The organism is Atlantibacter sp. RC6, assembly GCF_014193285.1.
In the GTDB taxonomy this organism is placed as follows: domain Bacteria; phylum Pseudomonadota; class Gammaproteobacteria; order Enterobacterales; family Enterobacteriaceae; genus Atlantibacter.
Genome location: NZ_JACHZE010000006.1, coordinates 137,060 through 160,668, shown reverse-complemented (window position 1 = coordinate 160,668; position 23,609 = coordinate 137,060). Strand labels below are relative to the sequence as shown.

Annotated in this window: 20 protein-coding genes and 1 pseudogene; 14 read left to right on the top strand and 7 right to left on the bottom strand. The window is 57.2% G+C overall.

The genetic code is table 11. The features are described from left to right. Positions 1 to 12: 12 nt before the first annotated feature. Positions 13 to 2,130 (bottom strand): TonB-dependent receptor PqqU, encoded by a 2,118-nt coding sequence (pqqU, locus tag FHW74_RS14805; RefSeq protein WP_183171163.1) that lies wholly within the window; start codon positions 2,128 to 2,130, stop codon positions 13 to 15. A 246-nt stretch (positions 2,131 to 2,376) separates the two neighbouring features. Between pqqU and FHW74_RS14800 the strand changes: the two genes are divergently transcribed. After that, entirely contained in the window at positions 2,377 to 3,435 is a 1,059-nt protein-coding gene (locus FHW74_RS14800; protein WP_183171162.1) for a YncE family protein, read from the top strand. Positions 3,436 to 3,449: 14 nt separating this feature from the next. Here the strand turns inward: FHW74_RS14800 and FHW74_RS14795 are convergent, their stop codons facing one another. The 4 genes from FHW74_RS14795 to ansP form a co-directional block, all read right to left on the bottom strand. Further along, positions 3,450 to 4,583 (bottom strand): MFS transporter, encoded by a 1,134-nt coding sequence (locus FHW74_RS14795; RefSeq protein ID WP_183171161.1) that lies wholly within the window; start codon positions 4,581 to 4,583, stop codon positions 3,450 to 3,452. A 144-nt stretch (positions 4,584 to 4,727) separates the two neighbouring features. Further along, the gene (locus FHW74_RS14790) at positions 4,728 to 5,828 is read right to left on the bottom strand and encodes a mechanosensitive ion channel family protein (RefSeq protein WP_183171160.1); all 1,101 of its coding nucleotides are present in this window, start codon (positions 5,826 to 5,828) and stop codon (positions 4,728 to 4,730) included. Positions 5,829 to 5,958: 130 nt separating this feature from the next. Beyond that, positions 5,959 to 7,005: a DUF1176 domain-containing protein gene (locus tag FHW74_RS14785; protein ID WP_183171159.1), complete on the bottom strand. Its 1,047-nt coding sequence runs from the start codon at positions 7,003 to 7,005 to the stop codon at positions 5,959 to 5,961. 136 nt (positions 7,006 to 7,141) lie between these two features. After that, positions 7,142 to 8,644, bottom strand: a complete 1,503-nt coding sequence (gene ansP / locus FHW74_RS14780) for an L-asparagine permease (RefSeq protein WP_183171158.1) — start codon at positions 8,642 to 8,644, stop codon at positions 7,142 to 7,144. A gap of 260 nt (positions 8,645 to 8,904) precedes the next feature. On the opposite strand from ansP, the gene FHW74_RS14775 reads away from it, so the two are divergent. The 3 genes from FHW74_RS14775 to norR all read left to right on the top strand — a co-directional run bounded on the left by FHW74_RS14775 (position 8,905) and on the right by norR (position 11,455). Beyond that, entirely contained in the window at positions 8,905 to 9,522 is a 618-nt protein-coding gene (locus tag FHW74_RS14775) for a glutathione S-transferase family protein (protein ID WP_183171157.1), read from the top strand. A gap of 49 nt (positions 9,523 to 9,571) precedes the next feature. After that, a complete protein-coding gene (gene pptA, locus FHW74_RS14770; RefSeq protein WP_183171156.1) occupies positions 9,572 to 9,802 on the top strand; it encodes a tautomerase PptA in 231 nt (76 codons plus the stop codon). A 99-nt stretch (positions 9,803 to 9,901) separates the two neighbouring features. After that, positions 9,902 to 11,455 carry a nitric oxide reductase transcriptional regulator NorR gene (gene norR / locus FHW74_RS14765; RefSeq protein WP_183171155.1) on the top strand — a complete coding sequence of 518 codons (1,554 nt, stop codon included), beginning with the start codon at positions 9,902 to 9,904 and terminating at the stop codon, positions 11,453 to 11,455. Here norR and FHW74_RS14760 read toward each other — a convergent pair. Next, entirely contained in the window at positions 11,412 to 12,332 is a 921-nt protein-coding gene (locus FHW74_RS14760; RefSeq protein WP_183171154.1) for a LysR family transcriptional regulator, read from the bottom strand. The genes norR and FHW74_RS14760 overlap by 44 nt on opposite strands. Positions 12,333 to 12,463: 131 nt before the next feature. On the opposite strand from FHW74_RS14760, the gene FHW74_RS14755 reads away from it, so the two are divergent. The 6 genes from FHW74_RS14755 (at position 12,464) to umuD (ending at position 18,576) form a co-directional block, all read left to right on the top strand. Next, a complete protein-coding gene (locus FHW74_RS14755; RefSeq protein WP_183171153.1) occupies positions 12,464 to 13,765 on the top strand; it encodes an MFS transporter in 1,302 nt (433 codons plus the stop codon). A 24-nt stretch (positions 13,766 to 13,789) separates the two neighbouring features. Next, on the top strand, positions 13,790 to 14,857 hold the full coding sequence (locus tag FHW74_RS14750) for a tartrate dehydrogenase (protein WP_183171152.1): 1,068 nt from the start codon (positions 13,790 to 13,792) through the stop codon (positions 14,855 to 14,857). A gap of 11 nt (positions 14,858 to 14,868) precedes the next feature. Continuing rightward, positions 14,869 to 16,140 (top strand): glycerate kinase, encoded by a 1,272-nt coding sequence (locus FHW74_RS14745; protein ID WP_183171151.1) that lies wholly within the window; start codon positions 14,869 to 14,871, stop codon positions 16,138 to 16,140. Positions 16,141 to 16,212: 72 nt separating this feature from the next. After that, entirely contained in the window at positions 16,213 to 17,040 is an 828-nt protein-coding gene (locus FHW74_RS14740; RefSeq protein ID WP_183171150.1) for an arylamine N-acetyltransferase, read from the top strand. 100 nt (positions 17,041 to 17,140) lie between these two features. Then, positions 17,141 to 17,950: a Cof-type HAD-IIB family hydrolase gene (locus FHW74_RS14735; protein ID WP_183171149.1), complete on the top strand. Its 810-nt coding sequence runs from the start codon at positions 17,141 to 17,143 to the stop codon at positions 17,948 to 17,950. A gap of 200 nt (positions 17,951 to 18,150) precedes the next feature. Next, positions 18,151 to 18,576 (top strand): translesion error-prone DNA polymerase V autoproteolytic subunit, encoded by a 426-nt coding sequence (gene umuD, locus FHW74_RS14730; protein WP_183171148.1) that lies wholly within the window; start codon positions 18,151 to 18,153, stop codon positions 18,574 to 18,576. 32 nt (positions 18,577 to 18,608) lie between these two features. On the opposite strand, the pseudogene FHW74_RS14725 reads toward umuD, so the two are convergent. Further along, positions 18,609 to 19,390, bottom strand: a pseudogene (locus FHW74_RS14725) (glutamine amidotransferase). A 243-nt stretch (positions 19,391 to 19,633) separates the two neighbouring features. On the opposite strand from FHW74_RS14725, the gene umuC reads away from it, so the two are divergent. The 4 genes from umuC (at position 19,634) to FHW74_RS14705 (ending at position 23,489) form a co-directional block, all read left to right on the top strand. Then, on the top strand, positions 19,634 to 20,896 hold the full coding sequence (gene umuC, locus FHW74_RS14720) for a translesion error-prone DNA polymerase V subunit UmuC (RefSeq protein WP_183171146.1): 1,263 nt from the start codon (positions 19,634 to 19,636) through the stop codon (positions 20,894 to 20,896). Between the two features lie 236 nt (positions 20,897 to 21,132). Next, positions 21,133 to 21,909: an EAL domain-containing protein gene (locus tag FHW74_RS14715; protein ID WP_183171145.1), complete on the top strand. Its 777-nt coding sequence runs from the start codon at positions 21,133 to 21,135 to the stop codon at positions 21,907 to 21,909. Positions 21,910 to 21,957: 48 nt separating this feature from the next. Further along, positions 21,958 to 22,230, top strand: a complete 273-nt coding sequence (locus tag FHW74_RS14710; protein ID WP_183171144.1) for a hypothetical protein — start codon at positions 21,958 to 21,960, stop codon at positions 22,228 to 22,230. Next, on the top strand, positions 22,224 to 23,489 hold the full coding sequence (locus FHW74_RS14705) for a sensor domain-containing diguanylate cyclase (RefSeq protein ID WP_183171143.1): 1,266 nt from the start codon (positions 22,224 to 22,226) through the stop codon (positions 23,487 to 23,489). Before FHW74_RS14710 ends, FHW74_RS14705 begins: the two co-directional genes overlap by 7 nt. Positions 23,490 to 23,609 lie beyond the last annotated feature (120 nt).

Below are 23,609 nucleotides of genomic sequence, written 5' to 3'. Positions count from 1 at the left end.
CATTTTTTCTGCTTACTCGAACTGATAACTGACCGACATCCCCACGCCATAATTCCTGCCCGGCGCGGGCTCGTAGTAGCGCCCGTTGCTCTCGTTGACGATCACCGAGCCGACATAGCGCTTATCAAACAGGTTATCCACCCGGCCAAACAGGTCGAGCGCCCAGCGTTGATAGAGGAATTTATAGCCGGTATTCAGCCCGGCGACCGTGTAAGAAGGCGCTTTGGCGCTGTTCTCGTCATCCGCCATGATATCCCCCATATAACGCACGTCCGCGCCCGCGTACCAGCCCTGTTCCGGCTGATAGCCGAACGAGGCGTAGCCCATATTGCGTGCGATGCCCGGCATCCGGTTGCCGTTGCAGTCCGTTGCGCCGCAGGCGTTGCTGCGGTAGGTGGCGTCCAGCCAGGTCCAGGCCATCTTCAGCTTCCAGTCGTAAGCGAACTGCTGATCGAGGGCCAGTTCCAGCCCCTGGCGACGGGTTTTTCCGGCGTTTTTATAGGTGGTGCGCCCGCCGCTGCTGGCATCCACCACGATCTCGTTATCGGTATCGGTCTGGAACAGGGCGGCGCTGAACAGGCCGTTGCCGAGACGGGTTTTACTGCCCAGTTCCAGGGTGTCGCTGGTAGAGGGTTTCAGCGCCAGATTTAGCCCGTTCTGCCCGCCGGAGCGGTAGGAGAGCTCGTTGATGGTCGGCGTTTCGAAGCCGCGGCCCGCTGACAGGTAGACATTCCACGCGTCGGTAACGCGGTATTTCAGCGCCCCCGCCGGCAGCCATTTGTGATAACTGGCATCGCCGCTGTCATCGCCGTTGGTGGCAGTAATGTAGTGGTCGTTGGCATCAAACCAGATGGAGCTATAGCGCACCCCGGCGTCCAGCGTCAGTTTGTCGGTTAATTGCCAGCTCGACTGCAAATAGGGATCGAGGTTCCACATCAGGTTGCGCTCGTCGCGGCGGGTATCGCCTTTTTCGCCATACACCGGCGCGCCGTTTTCCAGCACGAAGTTCTCGTAACCTTTGCGCTTTTCACTCATGTTTTCGTAGTTAAGCCCGAGGGTAACGTTCACCGGCAGCGTCCACAGCGTGTCGCGGTGGGTCCAGCGGCTGTCGATGCCCTGATAGTGACGGCTAAGCTGGATCACGCCGCCTGGGTGGGTCGGGTTTAACTGCGGCCCCATGGGGATCGACTGGTACTGGGTGGTTTCCCGTTCGCCCGCGTAAGCCGTGACGCTGAGATCGTCGCTGGCGCTCATCGCCCGCTGGTAGTTGAGGCCGGCCTGGGTCTGCCTGATGGATTTGCGGGTGTTGTACTGATCGCCGCGCGGCGACTGGCGCGGGTTATCCTGCCATTCGCTGTAGGAGAGCCCGCCAGGATCGTTGGCGTGGATATCCACGCTGTTCAGCAGCAGCGTCAGGGTGCTGGCGTCGTCAACCCGCACGCCCAGTTTGGCGTTGGCGAGGTTTTTACGCGCGCCGCTGTGATCGCGATAGCCATGGGTGGTGAAGCGGGTGGAGGAGACGGTGTAGTTCACGTCCCCTGGCTGGGTGCCGTCGCCCACCGCGCCGCTGGCTTTCAGGCCGTAGCGCCAGGTGCCGAAACTGCCGTAATAGCTGCTGGCTTCCAGCGTCGGCGGCGCTTCGCCGGTTGCGGTTTTCACGTCAATCACGCCGCCGGAGGCGTTGCCATATAGTGCCGAAAACGGCCCGCGCAGCACTTCCACGCTCGCCACGCTGTTTAAATCGATGTTTGAGGTTTGGCCCTGACCGTCCGGCATGGTGGCCGGGATGCCGTCCACGTACAGGCGAATGCCGCGCACGCCGTAGGTGGAGCGCGAGCCAAAACCGCGAATCGACAGTTGTAAATCCTGGGCGTAGTTCTGGCGGTTTTGGATCTGTAAACCCGGCACGCTGCCGAGGTTTTCCGACAGGTTGATCTGCGGCGCGGCGTGGCGCAGATCGTCGCCCGTCACCACGCTGACCGCCGCCGGGGTATCCAGTTCAGAGACCGGGCCGGGGGAGGCGGTGACCACCATCGTTTGTTCATTTTCTGCGGCAAGGGCCGTCAGGGGAGTAAAAATCACCGGCAGTAACGCCACCGGCAGGGGAAATAACGCGCGAAAAATAATCATGCCTGAACCAATTTTATGTAAATGCGCCAAAATGTTAGGTTATCTGGAAATAAGTTGAAAACATTAACAGCACTTATCGTTAACAATTGAAGTGTAGTGGGCAATTGCCAGGCAGTTACGCAAAATTGTTCCCTTTTTCTAAAAATAATGATTATTATTCTCACCAAAATCAGAGCCGTGAAAACATCATGGCCGCTTTCTGGATGCAATGTGACGCCGCCATTTCTACGTAAAAAGGGAGTTGTTATGGAATTTCGTCATCTGTCTGCACGCCGCGCACTGCTCGGCGCGCTGCTGTTTAGCTCATCGTTCGCCACGTTCACCAGCCACGCCGCAGACCAACTGCTGCGTAAGCCAGTCGACAAGGGGGCGTATGAAATGGCCTACAGTCCGGCAGAGCAGGCGCTGTATGTGGCGACATCCCAGAGTCGTTCGCTGGATAAAGGCGGCGTGGTCTATAAACTGGATCCGGCGACCCTGGAAGTGAAACAGCGCATTCACAACGATCTCAAGCCGTTTGGTGCCGCCATTAACACCAAAACCGACACCCTGTGGTTCGGCAATACCGTGAACAGCGCGGTAACGGCGATTGACGCTAAAACCGGTGAAGTGAAAGGCCGCATTGTGCTGGATAACCGCCAGCGCAGCGAAAAGGTCAAGCCGATGCACACCCGCCAACTGGTGGTGGATGAAGCGACCAACACCGTTTATGTCACCGGGCTGAGCGAAGACAGCGTGATTTGGGTGATTGACGGCGCGACCATGAAACTGCGCACCACGCTGACCGGCACCGGTAAGTTCAGCACCGGCCTGGCGCTGGATAGCGATGCGAAACGCGTCTATACCACCAACGCCGACGGCGAGCTGATTGCCTTCGACACCGCTACCAATAAGCAAGTGCTGCGTAAGAAAGTGCTGGATGACGGAAAAGAGCACTTCTTCCTGAACATCAGCCTGGATCCGGCAAACCACCGCGCGTTTATTACCGATTCCAAACAGCCGCAGGTGCTGGCGGTCGATACCCGCGACGGGAAAGTGCTGGCGCAAATCGATGCGCCTGCGTCGCTGGCGGTGCTGTTTAACCCGGCGCGCAACGAAGCTTACGTGACCCACCGTCAGGCGGGCACGGTTAGCGTGATCGACGCGAAAAGCTACAAAGTAGTGAAAACTATCGACACCCCGGTCCATCCCAACAGCCTGGCGCTGTCACCGGATGGCAAAACCCTGTACGTCAGCGTCAAACAGCCTTCCAGTCGCAAGCAGGAAGCCACCAGTCCGGACGATGTGATCCGCATCGCCCTGTAAGCCGAGCGGTGGGGTCAGGCCCCACCGTTTTCTTGTTTATGTACCCACAGCGCCCAGAGAAAAAACAGCCCGCACAGCAGCGCCGCCAGATAGGGCAGGCCGTGGGTAAAGGCGCTCATGGCGATCCCGCCGAGGCTCGGACCAATCAGTGCGCCCACGCCCCACATAATCGACATCGCCGCGTAAACACCCGCCAGATGCGTGCCGGTAAAGCGCGACCCCACCTGGGTGATAATCAGCGTATAGATGGCGACAAACACGCCGCCCCAGAAAAACATCAGCAGCCAGGCGAGGAACGGCACATTCAGCGCCAGCGGCCATAGCAGCGCGCCGACGGTAGACAGCGCGGCGCAGCCCAGCAGCAGCTTATGACGATCGTATTTATCCGCCAGCCAGCCCACCGGCAATTGCAGCACAATCGCGCCGACCATCAGTACCGCCAGCAGCTCGGTGGCAGCCTGTTCGCTCCAGCCCATTTGCATGGCATACACCACCAGCAGATTCAGCCCGGCAGCTTCCAGCGCGGCATTCAGCGCGGTGGCCGCCATCGCCAGCGGCGCCATCCAGACGTAGCGTAAAATCCCGCTGACTTTGTCTTCTGCCAGCGGCGGGCTGGGCGGGGCGCTGGTCCAGAGAATCAACGCGCTGAGCAGCGCCAGGCCGCCGCCGAGGTAAAACGGGATATCGCCCGGCGCAATCAACAACAACAGCGGCCCGATGGCATAACCCAGCGACAGGCTGGCGGTATACCAGGCGAGGGTTTTGGCCCGCGCCTGTTCTACGGTGGTGTGATTCAGCCAGGTTTCGGTGACCACCAGAATAATCTCGCTGAATACGCCCAGTAAAAAGCGCAGCGCAAACCAGCCGAGCAGCGGCACGAAGGGAAACAGGCACAGCAAAATCAGGATCGCGAACAGCGAGCGGGTGATTAACGCGCCAGGGGTGTAGCGCTGGCACAGCGCCGGAAGAAACGGAGCCACGGCAAATACGCCCACGGCATGCATCGCGGCGTTAAGGCCGATAAACCACTCGTCGTAGCCTTCCGTATGCAGACGTAAAGAAATCAGGGGGGCGCTCAGGCCATAGGTCAGGCCAAAAATCATTACCGCGCCAATGACTACCGCTTGCCCTAAACGTTGAGTCGTCATAACGATCCTTAAACTATTTTTATATAACGCTTAGCATTCATAAGACGAAACGACAAGCTATGACAACGGCGCGGGCAGCACAAGCGAAACCGCCTGCGGGAATGGGGAAACGCCGCCCGAACCACGGGCGGCGTGAAGGTGGGCTTACGCCGCGTTCTGCGCCGGCGCGGCGCGCTTGACCTGTACCGGCGCACGCATCACCAGGCTTGGCAGCGCCAGTTCGATATCATTTTCATTCAACTGTTCAATGATACGAATGTTAATCTCCTGCTGGATATCCATATACTTGTTATAGTCGGCGGTCGCCACGATATGGACCACCTCAAAGGTCAGCCGATCCTGATCGAACGACAAAAAGTGGGCGCGGTCGAAGCGGGTATTGCCGACGTCGTTAATAATCTCTTTCACCAACTCACCGATAATACGCAGCTTTTCCGGCGGCGTAGTGCTGGCGACGCCAAAGGTAAACACGATGCGGCGGGTCTGCATCCGCTTATAGTTGTGGATGGTCTGCTGTAGCAGATTGGCGTTGGCGCAGACGATCTGCTCGCCGCTCAGGCTGCGGATACGGGTGGTTTTCAGGCCGATATGCTCAATATTGCCCGCCACGTCGTTAAACACCACGAAGTCGCCGATTTCAAACGGCTTATCAAAGCCGATGGACAGCGAGGCGAACACATCGCTTAAGACGGTTTGTACCGCCAGGGCGATGGCGATACCGCCCACCCCAAGGCTGGCGACCAGCGCGGTGATATCAACGCCTGCGTTTGCCAGGATCGACAGAAACATCATTGACCACACCAGCACCCGCAGGATCATCCCAAGGATCACCAGCGTCACCGGGTTGCGGTGGGTGTCCGGCGCGCGCAACAAATGGCGCATCCACGACTGGACGCCCTGGTCCAGCCAGATTGCCATCTGGATAGCAATCACCAGGAACCAGGCCTGGGAAATGGTTGAGAACAGCCGGTCCGGCAGGGCGGCGAAACGCAGGCTGAACAAAAAGGCGGTAACCAGGATCAGGATTTTGCTGGTTTTTTGCAGCATGTCGAACACGATAAACCGCAGATCGCCGCTACCGGGATGGCCGTTACGCCAGTTTTGAATGGTTTTATAGGCGAATGCCAGTAACCGGTTAATGATCCAGTAAACAATCAACGTGACGGCCACGACGATGGCCAGGTTGATCCAGAACGCCGTCGACATCAAAACGGTGACGAAATTGAGTTGTGCCAGATACGCCATTTCTCCTCCCATAAATCAGGCATAAGCACCAAGTATAGACACCCTGCGTGGCGGGTCGGATGTCAGCGGATTTCTGGGAGGATTCGCAGTGAAGCGGGCGCGGCGGTGGGGCCGCGCCCGCATGGGGGCGTTACAGCGCGTTATCGGCTTTTTTTACGTCTGTCACTAATGTGGGCAGAACCCAGGTGCCGCCAGCGCGTAAATAGCGGCACATGCCGGTGGTGTAACTGCTGCTGAGCTGGAAGCTTTTACCGTCCCAGACCCAGCTTTCGTTGCTCCAGCAATCACCCAAGCCACGGCCTTTCTGGGCCATATCGATAATGCCTTTCAGGTAGCTGGTGCCGGAGTTGGTAACCCGTTGCGGTTTGCCCTTCAACGCCGCATCCATCACCCAGTAGCCGTAGCCCTCGTTGTAAGCGGCGCGCCAGCACAGGGTGGAAAGCAACACGTGCTTCTCGTCCAGCGGCGTGAGGGAAATGGCTTCCGGCGGATTTTGCTGGTCGGGGTAGAGCCGCTCACAATCATCCGCGCTGACGCTGGCTTGCAGCAGCGGGCGAAGGGTGGCGCTTTGCGCATCATCGAGCGGCTTTTCCGGGGCGTCGAGCGTGGCCGCCGCCACAATCACCGGCATCGCCGGGGCGGCAGGCACGCTGTTTTCCGCTTTGCTGCCTTTTTTGATCAGCGCCGCTGGCGTATTCACGCGTTTTTGCACATCGTCGATTTTCAGCAATACCGCGTTTGCGCCTTCGCCGGAAAGGGTAAACGGCGCTTTGCCGCCACGAAATTCCACTACGCCGCTGCCTTTTACCGCGCCGATCAGGGCATCGGTTTGCTGTTGGGTAAGCTCCCAGTCGCCGTCCGGCCCGGGTGCGACCGTTCCCATCGTCTGGTTATCGATAAACAGGGTTAATTCCACGGTCTCCGGCGAGTCGTTTTCTTCGATATCCGCCAGCATCACACGCCCCTGTACCGCCGTGCCGGGGCCTGCTTCTCGGGTGAGCAGCACCGAGCCGCCGCTGCCTTCTTCCGGGCCATAGCCCGCCGCTCGGCAGGTCAGGATGTTATCGCACACCACTTCCCAGTTCTTATGGCTAAACGATACGCCATCCGCGGCCAAAACCCCGGCGCTCCCGGTGCACAGTGCCAACGCGGTTATCGATATCCCCAATGGTTTCATCGATTCCTCCTGAATACGTTATTAAAATAATGCGGCTATCGTGACCTGGATTATGAAGGGCAGGCAATGGAATCAGCAGATTTTTTTTATCATTTGAGAGGGAGAAACGCCGGGCGAGAACCCGGCGCGCAGTAGATTAACGAGAGGTTTGCTCAATCAGCGGATTTTCCGCGGGCGCATCATGGGCGCCAGGCTCAACGGGCGCGGTGCTGTGGATCTGGTTCACGCGCTTACGCACCGCGTACCAACCGGCGATCAGCAGCAGGCAGAGCACTGGAATCGAGCCGATGGTCCAGGTGCCGTTCGGGTAATCAAACGCCATCAGCACCAGTACGCTGAGCAGGAACAGCAGGGTCAACCAGGAGGTGACTGGCGCGCCCGGCATTCTGAAGCTGACTTTCTCGGCTTTCCCTTCGCGGATGGCTTTACGCAGGCGCATCTGGCACACCACGATAAACGCCCACGAGGCGATGATGCCCAGCGACGCCATATTCAGCACGATTTCAAACACCTGGCTGGGCACCAGATAGTTCAGCACCACGCCGAACACATAGATGCACAGGGTGGCGAGGATCCCGGCGTAGGGCACCTGCTGTTTGCTCATCTTCGACATAAAGCGCGGCGCGGAACCGCCCATCGACATCGAGCGCAGAATACGGCCCGTGGAATAGAGCCCGGAGTTGAGGCTGGAGAGCGCCGCCGTCAGCACCACGATATTCATCACGCTGCCAATATACGGCACGCCCAGTTTAGAGAAGAAAGTCACGAACGGGCTCTGGCCCGGCTGGTAGGCCATCCACGGCAGCAGCAGCACCAGCAGCACTACCGAGCCGACGTAAAACAGGCCAATACGCCAGATCACGCTGTTAATCGCCTTCGGCACGGTTTTTTCAGGATCTTTACACTCGCCCGCCGCTGTACCCACCAGTTCGATAGAGGCGAAGGCAAACACCACGCCCTGGACCAGCACCAGCGCGGGCAGCAGGCCGTGCGGGAAGAAGCCGCCGTTATCGGTGATCAAATGGAAGCCGGTGGCGTTGCCGTCCAGCGGTTTACCGGTGCCGAGAAAAATCGTGCCGACCACCAGGAACGCCACAATCGCCAGCACCTTAACCAGCGCGAACCAGAACTCCATTTCAGCGAACCATTTCACGCCGATCATGTTCATGGTGCCGACAATCGCCAGCGCCGCCAGCGCGAACACCCACTGTGGAACGTCGCCAAACGCGCCCCAGTAGTGCATATACAGCGCCACTGCGGTGATATCGACAATCCCGGTCATCGCCCAGTTAATGAAGTACATCCAGCCTGCGACGAACGCGGCTTTCTCGCCGAGAAATTCACGGGCGTAGGAGACAAAGCTGCCGCTGGAAGGGCGGTGCAGGACCAGTTCGCCCAGCGCGCGCAAAATGAAAAACGAGAAAATCCCGCATACCAGATAAACCAGCGCCAGCGACGGCCCGGCCATCTGCAGGCGCGCGCCCGCGCCTAAAAACAGCCCGGTGCCGATAGCGCCGCCGATGGCGATCATCTGGAGCTGACGGTTGCCCATCGCCTTGTGGTAGCCCTCTTCATGGGAATTGAGCCAGCGTCGTTTAGCGGCCCGATGTTCGGCCGCATGATCGTTGTTGGTGGTCATGTTTTCCTGTGTTCCTGTCCTGAAAAAATAAGGGACGCCTCTGTTTTATTTTTGGTGAGGCGACTTTCCGGCGCAGCATCCTACCCGAATTCCTCGTGGCGGCAAATCCGCGCAGTGGGCTGAGTGTGACGAAGATTAAAAAAGCCCAAAAAGTGCAGATGGCGCGAGGTAATCTACCACTGACTCGTTTCAGGCCAGAGCAATCATCCGGGTGAGTATTTGAATAGTTATTACACTAAAAGAGAACTCAGGAGGTGACGATGAAGCTTTACGGCGCGCCGGGCTGGGGCTCGGCAATCAGTGAAATCATGCTGACGATGGTAGGGGAACCTTACCAGTTTATTGATATTGAGGGCTTCGACCAGCCCGGCCCGCAGCGGGACAGGCTTGCGCGGCTAAATCCGCTGTGCCAGGTGCCGACGCTGGAACTGGACGACGGCGAGATCATGACCGAGAGCGCCGCCATTGCCCTGTGGCTGCTGGACCGGCATCCGCACTTTGCGCCGGAACCCGGCAGTAAACCGCGTCAACAGTTCTGGCGGCTGCTGGTCTGGCTGGTGGCGAACGTCTATCCCACTTTTACCTACGGCGATTACCCGGAACGCTGGGTGACGGAAAGCCCGGCGTCGCTGACCGACAGCACTAACCGCTATCGCGAAACGCTGTGGCGCTGGCTGGAAACTCAACTGCATCACGCGCCTTACGCGTTTGGCGAGCGGCTGACCCTAATTGACGCCTACTGGCCGGCGATCCGCATCTGGCGGCCACGGCCGAACTGGTTCGCCGCCGAAACGCCGAAGCTTAACGCGCTGGCTGACCGGGTCTGCGAGCGGCCCGAGTTACAGAACGTGCTGCGGGCAAATAAGCTTTTGTCATAGCGGATAAAACAGGGCAGGATAATTGCTCCCTTTCCTCAGGAGTGCTCCCATGCCGCATGTAGACATTAAATTTTTCCCGCGTGATCTCACCGAAGCGCAGCGCCAGGCGTTTGCCGAAGATATCGCTAATGTGGTGATTAAACATCTCGACAGCAAACCGGCCTCGGTGAGCGTGGCGCTGGAACAAGTCCAGCCGGATAACTGGAAAGCGCAGGTGTGGGATACGGAGATCGCGCCGAATCTGGATACGCTGGCGAAGAAGCCGGGCTACAGTATGTAACCCGTTGCCCGCGACAGTGGGCCATTACCCTCACGCCTTTCATAAATGCAGTCAATATGACAAAATTCAGTCATATTGACTATTTATGAGACGTTCGCGATGAGCCTGTCCATCAACCTTCTCGCCACTATCGCCATTCAACTTCAGCAGGGCATCAGCCATCAGGATCGTTTCCAGCGCTTAATCAGCACCTTACGGGATGTGTTGCAGTGCGATGCCTCGGCGCTGCTGCGCTATGAAGCCCAGCACTTCCGCCCGCTGGCGATTGATGGATTGTCCCCGGATGTACCCGGCAGACGCTTCGCCCTTAACGAGCATCCGCGACTGGAAGCCATCGCCCGCGCCGGAGACATTGTGCGCTTCCCGGCGGACAGCACCCTGCCGGACCCGTACGATGGCCTGATCCCCGGTCATGAAAGCCTGAAAGTCCACGCCTGCATCGGCCTGCCGCTGTTCGCCGGGCAAAACCTGATTGGCGCGCTCACCCTCGACGGCATGGACCCTACCCAGTTTGATAACTTCAGCGATGAAGAGCTGCGGCTGATTGCAGTGCTTGCCGCCGGGGCGCTGGATAATGCGTTGCTGATCGAACAGCTGGAGAAAAATAACCCGCTGCCCGCCGCCGCTGCCGCCCATACCGGCCACGCCTCAGGCAGCGAGATGATCGGCCTTTGCGCGCCAATGGTGGCGTTGAAAAAGGCGATTGATATTGTCGCGCCCTCGGATCTCAACGTGCTGATCAGCGGCGAAACCGGTACCGGTAAAGAGCTGGTGGCGCGCGCTATCCATGAAGGATCGGCCCGCGCCGCCAATCCGCTGGTGTATCTCAACTGCGCGGCGCTGCCGGAAACGGTGGCGGAAAGCGAGCTGTTCGGCCATGTCAAAGGCGCGTTTACCGGAGCGATCAGCAACCGCAGCGGGAAGTTCGAAATGGCCGATCACGGTACGCTGTTTTTAGATGAGATCGGCGAGCTTTCTCTGCCGTTGCAGGCAAAATTGCTGCGCGTTTTGCAGTATGGCGATATTCAGCGCGTGGGTGACGATCGCAGTTTGCGGGTTGACGTGCGCGTGTTAGCGGCCACTAACCGCGACCTGAAAGAAGAGGTTATGGAAGGACGTTTTCGTGCCGACTTGTATCATCGGCTAAGCGTGTTTCCGCTGGCGGTTCCGGCACTGCGCGAGCGCGGGGACGATAAAGTGGTGCTGGCGGGCTTCTTCTGTGAGCAGTCCCGAGCGCGGCTGGGGCTGGGCAGCGTGGTGCTGAGCGCCAGCGCGCTGGCGCATATCCGCGCTTACGACTGGCCGGGCAACGTGCGTGAGCTGGAACACGCCATTCACCGGGCGATTTTGCTGGCGGGTGCGACGCAAAACAGTGATGAACTGATCCTCGAAGCCAGCCATTTCGCCTTAACGCCAGGCCTGGAAACCTCTTCGCCAGCCCCGGTGGAACTCCCGCCAGAAAACCTGGCGCTGCGCAGCGCCACTGATGCATTCCAGAGCCAGCTTATTCGCCGCACCCTGGCGGAAAATAACCATAACTGGGCCGCCAGCGCCCGGGCGCTGGACATCGATGTGGCGAACCTGCACCGCCTGGCGAAACGCCTGGGGCTTAAACCGTCCCGGGCCGGGAATAAAACTCGCGATGGGCATTGAGCACCTCCAGCATCGCATCGCGTAACGGGTCGCTTGCCGAACGCAGCCAGACGGCGGCAAGCGGCAAGCCCTGGCGCGTTGAGCCGGCGTCAACGTTCAGCGGTACAAACGACACGTCCGGCAGCGAAATCCGGCTGCTCCACTGCGGGACAATCGCCAGCCCCAGCTCTGCTGATACCAGGTTGATGATGGTCTGCTTCTCATCGGCCACCTGTGAAATATGCACCGTTAACCCGGCATCGTGGAACAGATTCATGGTGAGATCATAACTGTGCGGGCGCGAGCGGCGCTCAGGGACGATCATCGGTTCGTTGGCTAAATCCTCAATCTTCAGCGACTGGCGCAGCGCAAACGGGTGCCGCGACGGCACCGCCACCACAATATCCTCATACAGCAAAAACTGCTGGGCAAACTCCTCATCCAGCCGCGCGGGCGGCCTGATAAAAATCAGATCCAGCCGTCCGCTTTTCAGCTTCGGCAGCAGATGAACCGTTTTGTCTTCCATCAACTGCACTTCGGCATCGGGATGCGCTTTGCGAAACGCGTGCAACAGCGGCGGCAGCAGCCCGGTGGCGGCGCTATCAATCGTGCCGATGCGCAGCAGCGTGGCTCTGTGCCGGGCGCGATGGCGAAACTGCATAGCGATAGCGTCGGCCTGCGCCAGCAGCTTTCTGGCGTCGTCGCGTAGCTGCGCGCCGTCCGGCGTCAGCGCCACTTTGCGGGTCGAGCGAGTAAACAGCCGGGTGCCGAGCGATTCCTCCAGTAAACGGATATGACGACCCAGCGCCGAGGGCAGCATATCCAGACGCTGTGCCGCCTGCCCGAAGTGCAGCGTTTCCGCCACCACTAAAAAGCACCGTAGTTGATGCAGATCCATGTCGATCCCCGCAGCGATTATTGCATTTTTTTGTATAAACCCATGTGAATGATACATCAACAAAAGTTTGCATAATCGTTAACAGCAGTCACGAACTGCGTACCCTACATAACGAAAGAGGATGACCTCACATGACCTGCAAACTCGAACAACGGGTGTTGCGCAAAATCACCTGGCGCATCGTACCCTTCATCATGCTGCTCTATTTCATTGCCTTTCTCGACCGCGTTAATATCGGTTTCGCGGCGCTGACCATGAACGACGATCTCGGCTTTTCCCCCACGGTGTTTGGCCTCGGGGCAGGGATTTTCTTCCTCGGCTATTTTCTGTTTGAAGTCCCGTCCAACCTGATCCTGCATAAAGTCGGCGCGCGCATCTGGATCGCCAGAGTGATGATCACCTGGGGACTGGTCTCCGGCGCGATGGCGTTTGTACAGGGCACCACCAGCTTCTACACCCTGCGTTTCCTGCTCGGCGTGGCGGAAGCGGGCTTCTTCCCCGGCATTATTCTTTATCTCAGCTACTGGTTCCCGGCCCAGCGCCGCGCCCAGGTGACGGCGATTTTTATGGCCGCCGCGCCGATTTCTACCGCTCTCGGTTCGCCGATCTCCGCCGCGCTGCTGGAAATGCACGGTTTGATGGGCTTTAAAGGCTGGCAGTGGATGTTCGTGCTTGAAGCCGTTCCCGCCGTGGTGTTCGGCGTCGTCGTGCTGTTCTGGCTGACCGATAAACCCGAAAAAGCCAAATGGCTGGATGACGAAGAGCGCAACTGGCTGATGGCGACTCTCGCCGCCGAACAGTCCCGCAAGCAGGCCACTGCCCAGCACAGCGTGCTGAAAGGGCTGCTCGACCCACGCGTGCTGGCCCTGGCGCTGGTCTACTTCGGGACCTCCGCCGGGCTGTATACCCTCGGCATCTGGTCGCCGCAGATCATCAAAACCCTGGGGATTTCCTCCATGGCCGTCGGCCTGCTGAACGCCGTTCCTGCGGTGATTGCGGTAATGGCGATGGTGGTCTGGGCGCGTCATTCCGACCGCACCAACGAACGCCCGTGGCATGTGATCGGTGCCTGCCTGCTGGCGGCCTGCGGTCTGCTGTATGCCGGAACCGCCACCACAGTGGTCACCGTGATCCTGGCGCTGACCATCGTCAACTGTGGCATCAGCGCCTCCAAACCGCCGCTGTGGAGTATGCCGACGCTGTTTCTCTCCGGCCCGGCAGCGGCGGCGGGCATCGCCACGATTAACTCCATCGGTAATCTGGGCGGCTTCGTCGGTCCGTTCATGATTGGCCTCATCAAAGAACACAGCGGCAGTTACACCTGGGGCCTGTGGTTTGTCGCCGGTCTGCTGGTGCTCTCTTCGCTCACGGTATTACTGCTCTCATCCATGAACAAAAAGAGTGCCGCCGCCGCTCCGGCGACGCACGTTTAACCTCTCTTCTACAAGGAACTGATCATGAAAAATTATTCAATCGCCGCTATTCCCGCTGACGGTATCGGCCCGGAAGTGATCTCCGCCGGGATCGATGTGTTAAAAGCGCTGGAAAAACGCCTCGGCACGCTGCGTTTCTCCTTCCAGACCTTTGAGTGGGGCTCGGATTATTACAAAGCCCACGGCGTGATGATGCCGGAAGACGGCCTGGCGCAGCTTAAGGCGTTTGACGCCATCTACTTCGGTGCGGTGGGCGCGCCGGACGTGCCGGACCATATCACCCTTTGGGGCCTGCGTCTGCCGATCTGCCAGGGATTCGACCAGTACGCCAACGTGCGCCCGACCCGCATTCTGCCGGGGATTGAGTCGCCGCTGCGCCACGCCGGGCCGGGCGCGCTGGACTGGGTGATCGTGCGGGAAAACTCGGAAGGGGAATATTCCGGCAACGGCGGCAGGGCGCACCGGGGATTACCGGAGGAAGTCGGCACCGAAGTGGCGATTTTCACCCGCGTCGGCGTAACCCGTATTATGCGCTATGCCTTCCGTCTGGCGCAGTCGCGTCCGCGCAAGCTGCTGACCGTGGTGACCAAATCCAACGCCCAGCGTCACGGCATGGTGATGTGGGACGAAATCGCCGCGGAAGTGGCGGCGGAATTCCCGGACGTCAGTTGGGACAAAATGCTGGTGGACGCCATGACGGTGCGTATGACGCTGCATCCGCAGTCTCTGGATACCATCGTCGCCACTAACCTGCACGCCGATATCCTGTCGGATCTGGCGGGGGCGCTGGCTGGCAGCCTGGGCGTTGCGCCGACCGCCAATATCGACCCGGAGCGCCGTTTCCCGTCGATGTTCGAACCGATCCACGGCTCGGCGTTTGACATCACCGGCAAGGGTATCGCTAACCCGGTAGCCAGCTTCTGGACCGCGGCGCAAATGCTGGAGCACCTCGGCGAAGCGGACGCGGCGGCGCTGTTGCTGAGCGCGGTAGATAAAGTCTGCGCGGCGGGCATTAAGACGCCGGACGTCGGCGGCAGCGCTAACACCCGTCAGGTGACTGACGCGGTGATCGGCGCCATTCTGGAAAGCTAACGGAGGGGGCGATGACGATCTCTCAGGATGCACAATACCGTGGTGAACTGCGGGAGATTTTCCAGGCCGCGATCCAGCGGGCCGACCCGAGCGACGCGCTGCGTCAGGCGCTGCCGGAAAAGCCCGGCGGGCGCTGCGTGGTCGTCGGCGCGGGTAAGGCCAGCGCCGCCATGGCGGCAGTGCTGGAATCCGCCTGGCCGGACGTGACGCTGAGCGGCGTGGTGGTGACGCGTTACGGCCATGCGGTGGCGTGCCAACGTATCCGGATTATTGAAGCGGCCCATCCGGTGTCGGACTGCATGAGCGAAATGGCGTCGATGCTGGCGCTGGAAAGCGTGAAGGATCTGGGACCGGACGACTGCGTGATTGCGCTGATGTCCGGCGGCGGATCGGCGCTGCTGGCGCTGCCCCGGCCAGGCATCAGCCTGGCGGATAAGCAGGCGCTCACCAAATCGCTGTTGCGCAGCGGGGCGACCATCCACGAAATCAACGTGGTGCGCAAGCAGTTATCGGATATCAAGGGCGGGCGGCTGGCGAAAGCGGCGTATCCGGCGCGGGTGGTGACGCTTGCGATCAGCGATGTGCCGGGGGATGACCCCGGCGATATCGCCTCCGGCCCGACGGTTGCGGATAACAGTTCGGCGGCGCAGGCGCAGGCGATTCTGGCGCGCTATCACATCCCGGTGCCGGAGGCGGTGCGGCGCGTGCTGAACGCGCCGCGTGAGCCGGTGCGGGAAAGCGATATCCGCAGCGAGGTGCGAACCATCGCCACGCCGCACTCGGCATTGCAGGCGGCGGCGCAGATGGCTGAAAAGCTCGGCTATACGCCGCTGATCCTCGGCGATGCGCTGGAGGGCGAAAGCGTCCAGATGGGTATCATGATGGCCGGCATCGCCCGTTCGGTGAAGCGCCACGGCTTACCGGTGAAGCCGCCCGCGATCCTGCTGAGCGGCGGAGAAACCACCGTGACGCTGGGCAACAGCGAGGGCGGGCGAGGCGGGCGCAATAGCGAGTTTTTGCTCAGCCTGGCGGTGGCGCTAAAAGGCGAGGCGGGGATTTGGGCCATCGCCGGGGACAGCGACGGTATTGACGGCACCGAGGACGCCGCCGGTGCGGTTATCGGGCCAGATACTCTGACGCGCGGGCCGGATGCCGCGGCGTTCCTCGACGCCCATGACAGCTACAGCTACTTTGCCGCGCAGCAGGCGCTGGTGATCACCGGCCCGACGCTGACCAACGTTAACGATATCCGCGCGATCCTGATCGCGCCGGAGAATCCCTGAAATCGCACAAACCGAAACAGGTCAGGGTGATTAAAGGCTATAACTGTAGGGTGTTTTTACAGGAACCCGGTTATGGCCTTTATTGATGATTACTTTGCGCGCATCGGCTTTAGCGGTGAGGCGCGCGCGGATTACGCGACGTTAAAACAGCTTCATTTACTGCACACCTGTCATATCCCCTTTGAAAACCTCGACGTGCTGCTGGAGCGGCCCATTTTGCTGGATGACGCGCATCTCTCTGACAAGCTGCTTAGCGCCCGACGCGGCGGCTATTGTTACGAGCAGAATGGCGTTTTTACGCGTGCGCTGCGCGAACTGGGGTTCGCGGTACAGGATCTGGGGGCGCGGGTGGTGCTGGCAAACCCGCCGGAGATGCCGCCGCGCACCCATCGGTTGTCGCTGATTACCCTTGACGATACCCGCTGGCTGGCGGATGTGGGATTCGGCGGCCAGACGCTGTCGACGCCGATAGCCTTTATTCCGGACGCGGTGCAGCACACACCGCACGGCAGCTACCGGATCAGGCAGCATGCCGACGATTACAGCCTGGAAACGTGCAATGACGAGGGCTGGCAGGCGCTGTACCGCTTCGATCTGGCGCACCAGTATCCGGCGGATTATCTGATGGCGAATCATTTTGTCTCCCGCTGGCCGGACTCCCATTTCCGCCATCATTTTCTGCTGGCGCTAATGCGCCCTGACGGCGGCAAAATCACGCTGCTTAACCGGCGCGTCACCCGGCGTACGCCCGGTTATCCTGCCGCAACGGAAGAATTACCCCATGCCGATGCGCTGTATGATTGTCTGGTGGAGGAGTGCGGGCTCTGTTTATCGCACCCGGTGCATGGCATCAGTCGTGAGGCGTTACGGTCGGCGATGACGCGACTGGAACAGCCGTAAATTCATTGGCGATAAAGATGAAGAGGCTCATTCCATATGGTTCTTCAATTAAAGGGTGGTAGCATACCGCCCCTGAGTTGTACTGATTTAATGAGGTTGTATGAAGATTAAGCTCATCGCGGTGGATATGGATGGCACCTTTCTCAACGAGAAAAAGGACTATGATCGGGAAAGGTTTCAACGGCAGTACCACGCGCTGAAGGAGAAGGGCATCAAGTTTGTGGTCGCCAGCGGCAACCAGTACTACCAGCTTATTTCATTTTTCCCGGAGATTTGTCACGACATCTCTTTCGTGGCGGAAAACGGCGCGCTGGTTTATGACCAGGGACAACGCGTTCATCACGGCGAGCTGACCACCGCGCAGTTCCATAAAGTGGTGGATGAACTCGGCGAATTCGAGGGCATTAACTTTGTGGTTTGCGGGCTGGAGAGCGCGTATTACCGCGCCGGCGCGCCGCAGGCGTTTATTGATTTAATGTCCAAACACTACCACCGCCTGAAGCCGGTGGACGATCTCTACGCCATCGACGATGTGATCTTTAAGTTCTCACTTAACCTGCACGACGACGCGATCCCGGCGTTGGTGGACAGCCTGCACCATTCGCTGGACGGCATCGTCAAACCAGTGACCAGCGGTTTCGGTTTTGTGGATTTGATTATCCCCGGCTCACACAAAGCCAGCGGTTTGCAGCGCCTGATGGCGCGCTGGAATATTGATCCCAGCGAATGCGTGGCGGTGGGCGATAGCGGCAACGACATTGAAATGCTGCAACTGGTGGGCCACTCCTTTGCCATGGACAACGCCGCGCCGGAAGTGAAAAAGATCGCTAAATATGCCACCGCCTCGTTGAACCACAGCGGCGCGCTGGAGGTGATTGACGCGGTGCTGGGGCAGCGTTTGCCTGGCTGATCCTGCTCTCTGACCGACCGCCTGTCCGTGCAGGCGGTTATTTTTTATTCTTCTGTCACGCTGTCACGTTTCCTGCCGGTTAAAAAATAAAATCTTTCTATTTTTCAACGCATTGTGGCGAAGCGGCCAAAATGGCGTTGTCGGCTGCGCAAAAACAATAATACTGTATATAAACACAGTGATGTTGGGCATGACTAAAAATGAACAGATTAATTCCCTTAAGCGAAGCGACTCGCCCCGAATATTTACCGCTCTTTCTTGAGTACGTGCCGTGCGGCTTTCCCTCTCCGGCGCAGGATTACGTAGAAACCCGTATTGATATTGCGGCTTTATGCATTCAGCACCCCAGTGCGACCTATTTTCTTAAGGCCTCGGGGGATTCAATGACAGGAGAGGGCATCTCCGATGGCGATTTACTGGTGGTGGACAGCGCGTTAACCCCGCAGCATGGCGATGTGGTTGTCGCCGCCGTGGATGGCGATTTTACCGTGAAGCTGCTGCGTCTGCGCCCGGTGCCGCAACTGGTGCCGACCAATCCGGCGTATCGACCCATCACCTTTAGCGATGATTCGCAGTTGCAGATCTTTGGCGTGGTGAGCTGGGTATTAAAGAAAAAGCGAAGTTGAATAAAAAACGCGCTGTCGGTACAGCGCGTTTTTTATTGTCGGAAGGGTGTTAATAATGCAGCACGCTCGGTTGGTCGAAAATATCCTGGCTGTGGTGGCCGCAGGTCTGCTGGATGAAAAAGCGCAGCACGTTGCGGGCCTCCGGGGCGTCGCGGACTTCACTGAGCATGGCATCCAGATCGCGGCCTTCGCCACGCAGGATCTCGGCGCGGAACTGCAACAGCGCCGACGAAATGGCCGGCGTAAATTCCGGATGAAACTGCGTGGACACCGCATTTGGCCCGTAGCGCACAATCTGGTGCGGATCATGGCTGGAGTAGGCCAGCGCAGACGCGCCCGGCGGCAGCTCTACCACGGTCTGCATATGGGTTAAGTGCGCGGTAAAGGTCTGCGGAAAGGTGTTGAGCAGCGGATCGTGTTGGGCTTCCGGCGTCAGGGTGATTTGCTGGTTGCCTGCCTCACGCCCCTGAGGATGGTAATCCACGCGCCCGCCGAGGGCATAGGCCATGAGCTGGTGGCCATAGCAGACGCCGAACAGCGGCATATGGACGCGCATCGCCTCGCGGATCCACGCCGCCATGGTCTCACTCCACGGCAGGCGTTCCGTCACCATCGCCCAGGAACCGGTGATAATCGCCATCCGGCGCGGATCGGGTTCCTGCAGCGGCTCGCCCTCAAACACGCGCACCACTTCAACGGCACCCACAGGCACCTGCAACGCATGGCAAAACCATACCGGGACATCATCATGGACTGCGAGCATCTCCTCCGGCGGCGTACCCACCTGAAGGATGATGATTGGACTGACTTGCATCAATAAAGACTCCGCCTGATTAACAGTAATACGTAACGCCTGACGTTACTTTGCGCTCTTTAGTACAAAAAATCATCAGAAACATCCTCAAGATAACGATTTTTATTTCTGATGTCTTGAGCCTTCGGCAGAATTAATCATACTGTATATAAATACAGTTAATTTATATATTCATCATGCAATTGATTGATGACACACATAGCCTTCTCGCTGCGACGCGAGTCGATTTAAGAGCCGACGACCATGTTTGCGCTGGTTGACGTCAACAGTTTTTACGCCTCCTGCGAAGTCGTGTTTCGCCCGGATTTATGGGCGCGGCCAGTGGTGGTGCTGAGTAACAACGATGGCTGCGTTATCGCGCGCAACGCTCAGGCGAAGGCGATAGGGGTCTCTATGGCCGCGCCGTACTTTAAACAGAAAGCGCTGTTTGAGCGCCATAACGTGGCGGTATTCAGCTCTAACTATGCGCTGTATGCCGACATGAGCCATCGGGTGATGAGTATTCTGGAGGAGATGGCGCCCGCCACGGAAGTGTATTCCATTGATGAAGCCTTTCTGGATGTGCGGGGCATCGCCAGTTATCAGTCGCTGGAGTCATTTGGCCAACAGATCCAACAGCGCATCCGCCAGGAGGCGCATCTTCAGGTGGGCGTGGGAATAGGGCGCACCAAGACGCTGGCGAAACTGGCGAACTATGCCGCCAAGCGCTGGAAAAGCACCGGCGGCGTGCTGGATATTTCCAGTCCTGAACGCCAGCACAACGCGCTGGCGCATATTCCCGTTGAAGAAGTCTGGGGCGTGGGGCGGCGCTTAAGCAAGCAGCTACGCGCCATGGACATCACCACCGCCCGGGATTTAGCTGAATGCCCCGCCTGGCTTATCCGCAAACATTTCAGCGTGGTACTGGAGCGCACCGTGCGGGAACTGCGCGGTGAGTCCTGTCTCGCCATGGAGGAGTTTGTTCCGGCGAAACAACAGATTATTTGCAGCCGCTCGTTCGGCTACCGGGTGACGGAGTATGAAGAGATGCGCCAGGCGGTGTGTTCGTACGCGGAACGCGCGGCGCAAAAACTGCGCGAAGAGCACCAGTTTTGCCGCCAGGTTTCGGTATTTATCCGTACCAGCCCGCACGCCATTGAAGAAGAGTATTACGCCAACCAGGCGCTCAGCGTGCTGTCAACGCCGAGTAACGACACCCGCGACATCATCAAAATGGCGGTGAGTGCGCTGGAGCGTATCTGGCGCAGCAACTGCCGGTATCTGAAAGCGGGCGTGATGCTGAGTGATTTTTACAGTCTCGGCGTAGCGCAGTTAAATTTGTTTGATGAGCATACGCCGTGGGAAAACAGCGCCGCGCTGATGTCGGTGATTGATAAAATCCATGAGCAAGGAACAGGCAAACTGTGGTTCGCCGGGCAGGGGATCCAGAAAAGCTGGGCAATGAAGCGTGAAATGCTGTCGCCGGCGTACACCACGCGGTTATCGGATTTGCGGGTGGTGGGCTAAGTGAGGGGAAATAATAACCAGTCAGGTGTCAATTGCTCGTTCAGCAATTTCCTGTATCAACATTAATATTATTGTGGTTATTTTATTAGGGCAACTGTAATATGGCGCCTACAAATATATCGAGTGCGCCCCAGATAATTGCCAGTGTGATTATTATCTGGCTGATGTTGAGCAGGGATATTAGCTTCAACACAGCATTAATAAAAATACACAGTGCCCATTTTAAGAACAATTAAATGATAAATGATTTTAAAGTTAATTGGTTAATGAAGAAGATCGCAGAAGGTCACTTGCAGGATTGTCTGGACATTGTTTTTCAACCCCTTATGGAAATTGGTGGTTCTCACTGTGTCGGGGCGGAAATTTTGATACGCGGAATATATGCTAATGAAACGATCACTCCGGATAAATTCATAAATTTATCTGAAGGGAATGGATCGATTTCAGACATAGATTTATTTTGTTTCCGAAGCGGGGTGCAATTTATTTGTGATAATCATCTCCTTGCGCAGCGTCAATTTCGGTTTAGTTTTAACTTTTCTCCTTGCTCATTTAATCGCCCCGACTTTGCCGCTTTGATTTGCAAGGATATTAGCCGTGACATTGCGCGCAGTATCATTCTTGAAATCACCGAAAGCAACATTCCATTAAACAACCATGCCATCAGGAACGCTGTCAGATTGCGTGAGTATGGATTCCGTATCGCATGGGATGACATTGATAGTCTGGGCTATGCATTCAGAACGCTACAGTATTTTAAGTTTGATTTCGCTAAGTTAGACAAGAGCTTACTGGCTAATAACCGGCCATCGTTAATAAAAAACATCATCAGTGTTTATCATGACTTCAATACTGAAGTTATCGTTGAAGGCGTGGAGGAGCCGGCACAGCTATCACTGCTGCGGCAGATGAACGTCAAGTATGTCCAGGGGTTTCTGTTCTCTGCGCCAGTCAGTAAAAGTGAGTTCATTGATAAGTACCTCTTTACGCCATTAAAAGTGACGTTGCGTTGACATAAATGCAAACGATAACCCGTCTATAATATAAAATGTAACTATTGAATGAAAACTGATCGTGTTAAGTTAAAACAAAACGGTATTTATGTATTGCTTATGTGCATTACGTTATTGCCATTCACCATTCTTTCATTATGGAATCTGAACCATATAAAAGAAGAAAGGATTCGCGCATTTAATGAGAGCCTTACGCAATTTACCCATAATACGACCACTGAGAATATTAACCGGCAGATAGAAGATATCGAAATGGTTTTTACCATCCTGACCGGTCGGTTGACGCCTGGGGGCGTTCGTGAATATATAAAGATATGGTAGGGACCATTATCTCATCCATGGTTTCCTCTTTACCCTTCTTTAACGCGGCGATTCTGTCTGATGTCGAAGGTGATTACATTATTTATCCGCCCGTCAGGCTGAATAATTATGATGTGCTGACCAGGCCCTGGTATCCGGATATCAAACAGCATAGCGAAACATACTATTCTGAACCCTATAAAGATGGTCTTACCGAAACGCATCGCAATAGCGTGATGCGCACTATCACCGTGAGCAAAAATCTGTTCGATGAAGAAATGAACAAATACGGGAACATTGCTTTCGACCTGGATTTAAAGTCCATGAGCAAAACGCTTAATTCCATCATCGCGCCGTTTGAAGGCCGGTTCATGGTCGCGACAAATAATGGCACCGTTATCATGCGGTCAAATGCCAAAGATAACCTAAACATGGCGGTGCCTCATGAATGGATCACCCGATCCGTCGAGGACGAAGGCCATTTCTATGACGAGAAATCGCGTCAGTATATTTTCTACAAAACCTTTTCAAATCCATCCTGGACGACATTTACGGTGGTGGATAAGGCCCGCTATGACTCATGGGTAGACGAGGTGCCGCATTCACTGATTTACATGATGATCATCTCCTTCGCCATCTATCTGGTGCTGATATTCATTGCACGCTTCTATGTTCGTGACCTGATACGCAGCCTGTATCTGCTCTCCAATGGCATTGATTACAACGAAAAGAGCAAGGATTTTGAAAATCTGTACGAGAACATAAAGAAGAAGAATAGCGATCTTAAAGAAGCCTTTCGTAACGCCACGGAAGACACGCTAATGCACATTGGAAACCGACGTAAATTAGATGAACAGTTGGATCACATGATTAAGGAAGGCCACATCTTCTGGCTGGCGATTATTGATTTGGATAACTTCAAGATGATCAATGACACCTATGGCCATGATGTGGGTGATAGCGTACTTCAGTATGTGGGCAAAACCGGCAAATCTCTCCTCGATGAAAAGCACGCTTCGCTTTATCGTTTTGGCGGAGAAGAACTGATTGTGCTGTTTAACGGTAGCGATGTTGACACTTATCTGGAAGCTCTGGAAACCTGGCGTATTGTGGTTTCCCGGCGGCAATGGCGCGAAAAAAATCTGCGCGTCACATTCAGTTGCGGCATGGCGGAGCATCATCCTGGAGAGACAGGGCAGGCCGTACTGAAACGGGCCGATCAAGCTCTGTATCAGGCCAAGTCGGCAGGGAAAAACCAAATCCTGCGAGCCGGTATGTAGGGCCAGCTTACGCTGCGCGCCTTCAGCGATTGAGCAACCTGCGTTGATATCGTACCCACGTAGACGGTGCAGACATTGTGCTTTACACTTCGCGCTGCAAAAATTAAGTAGCTAACAGAT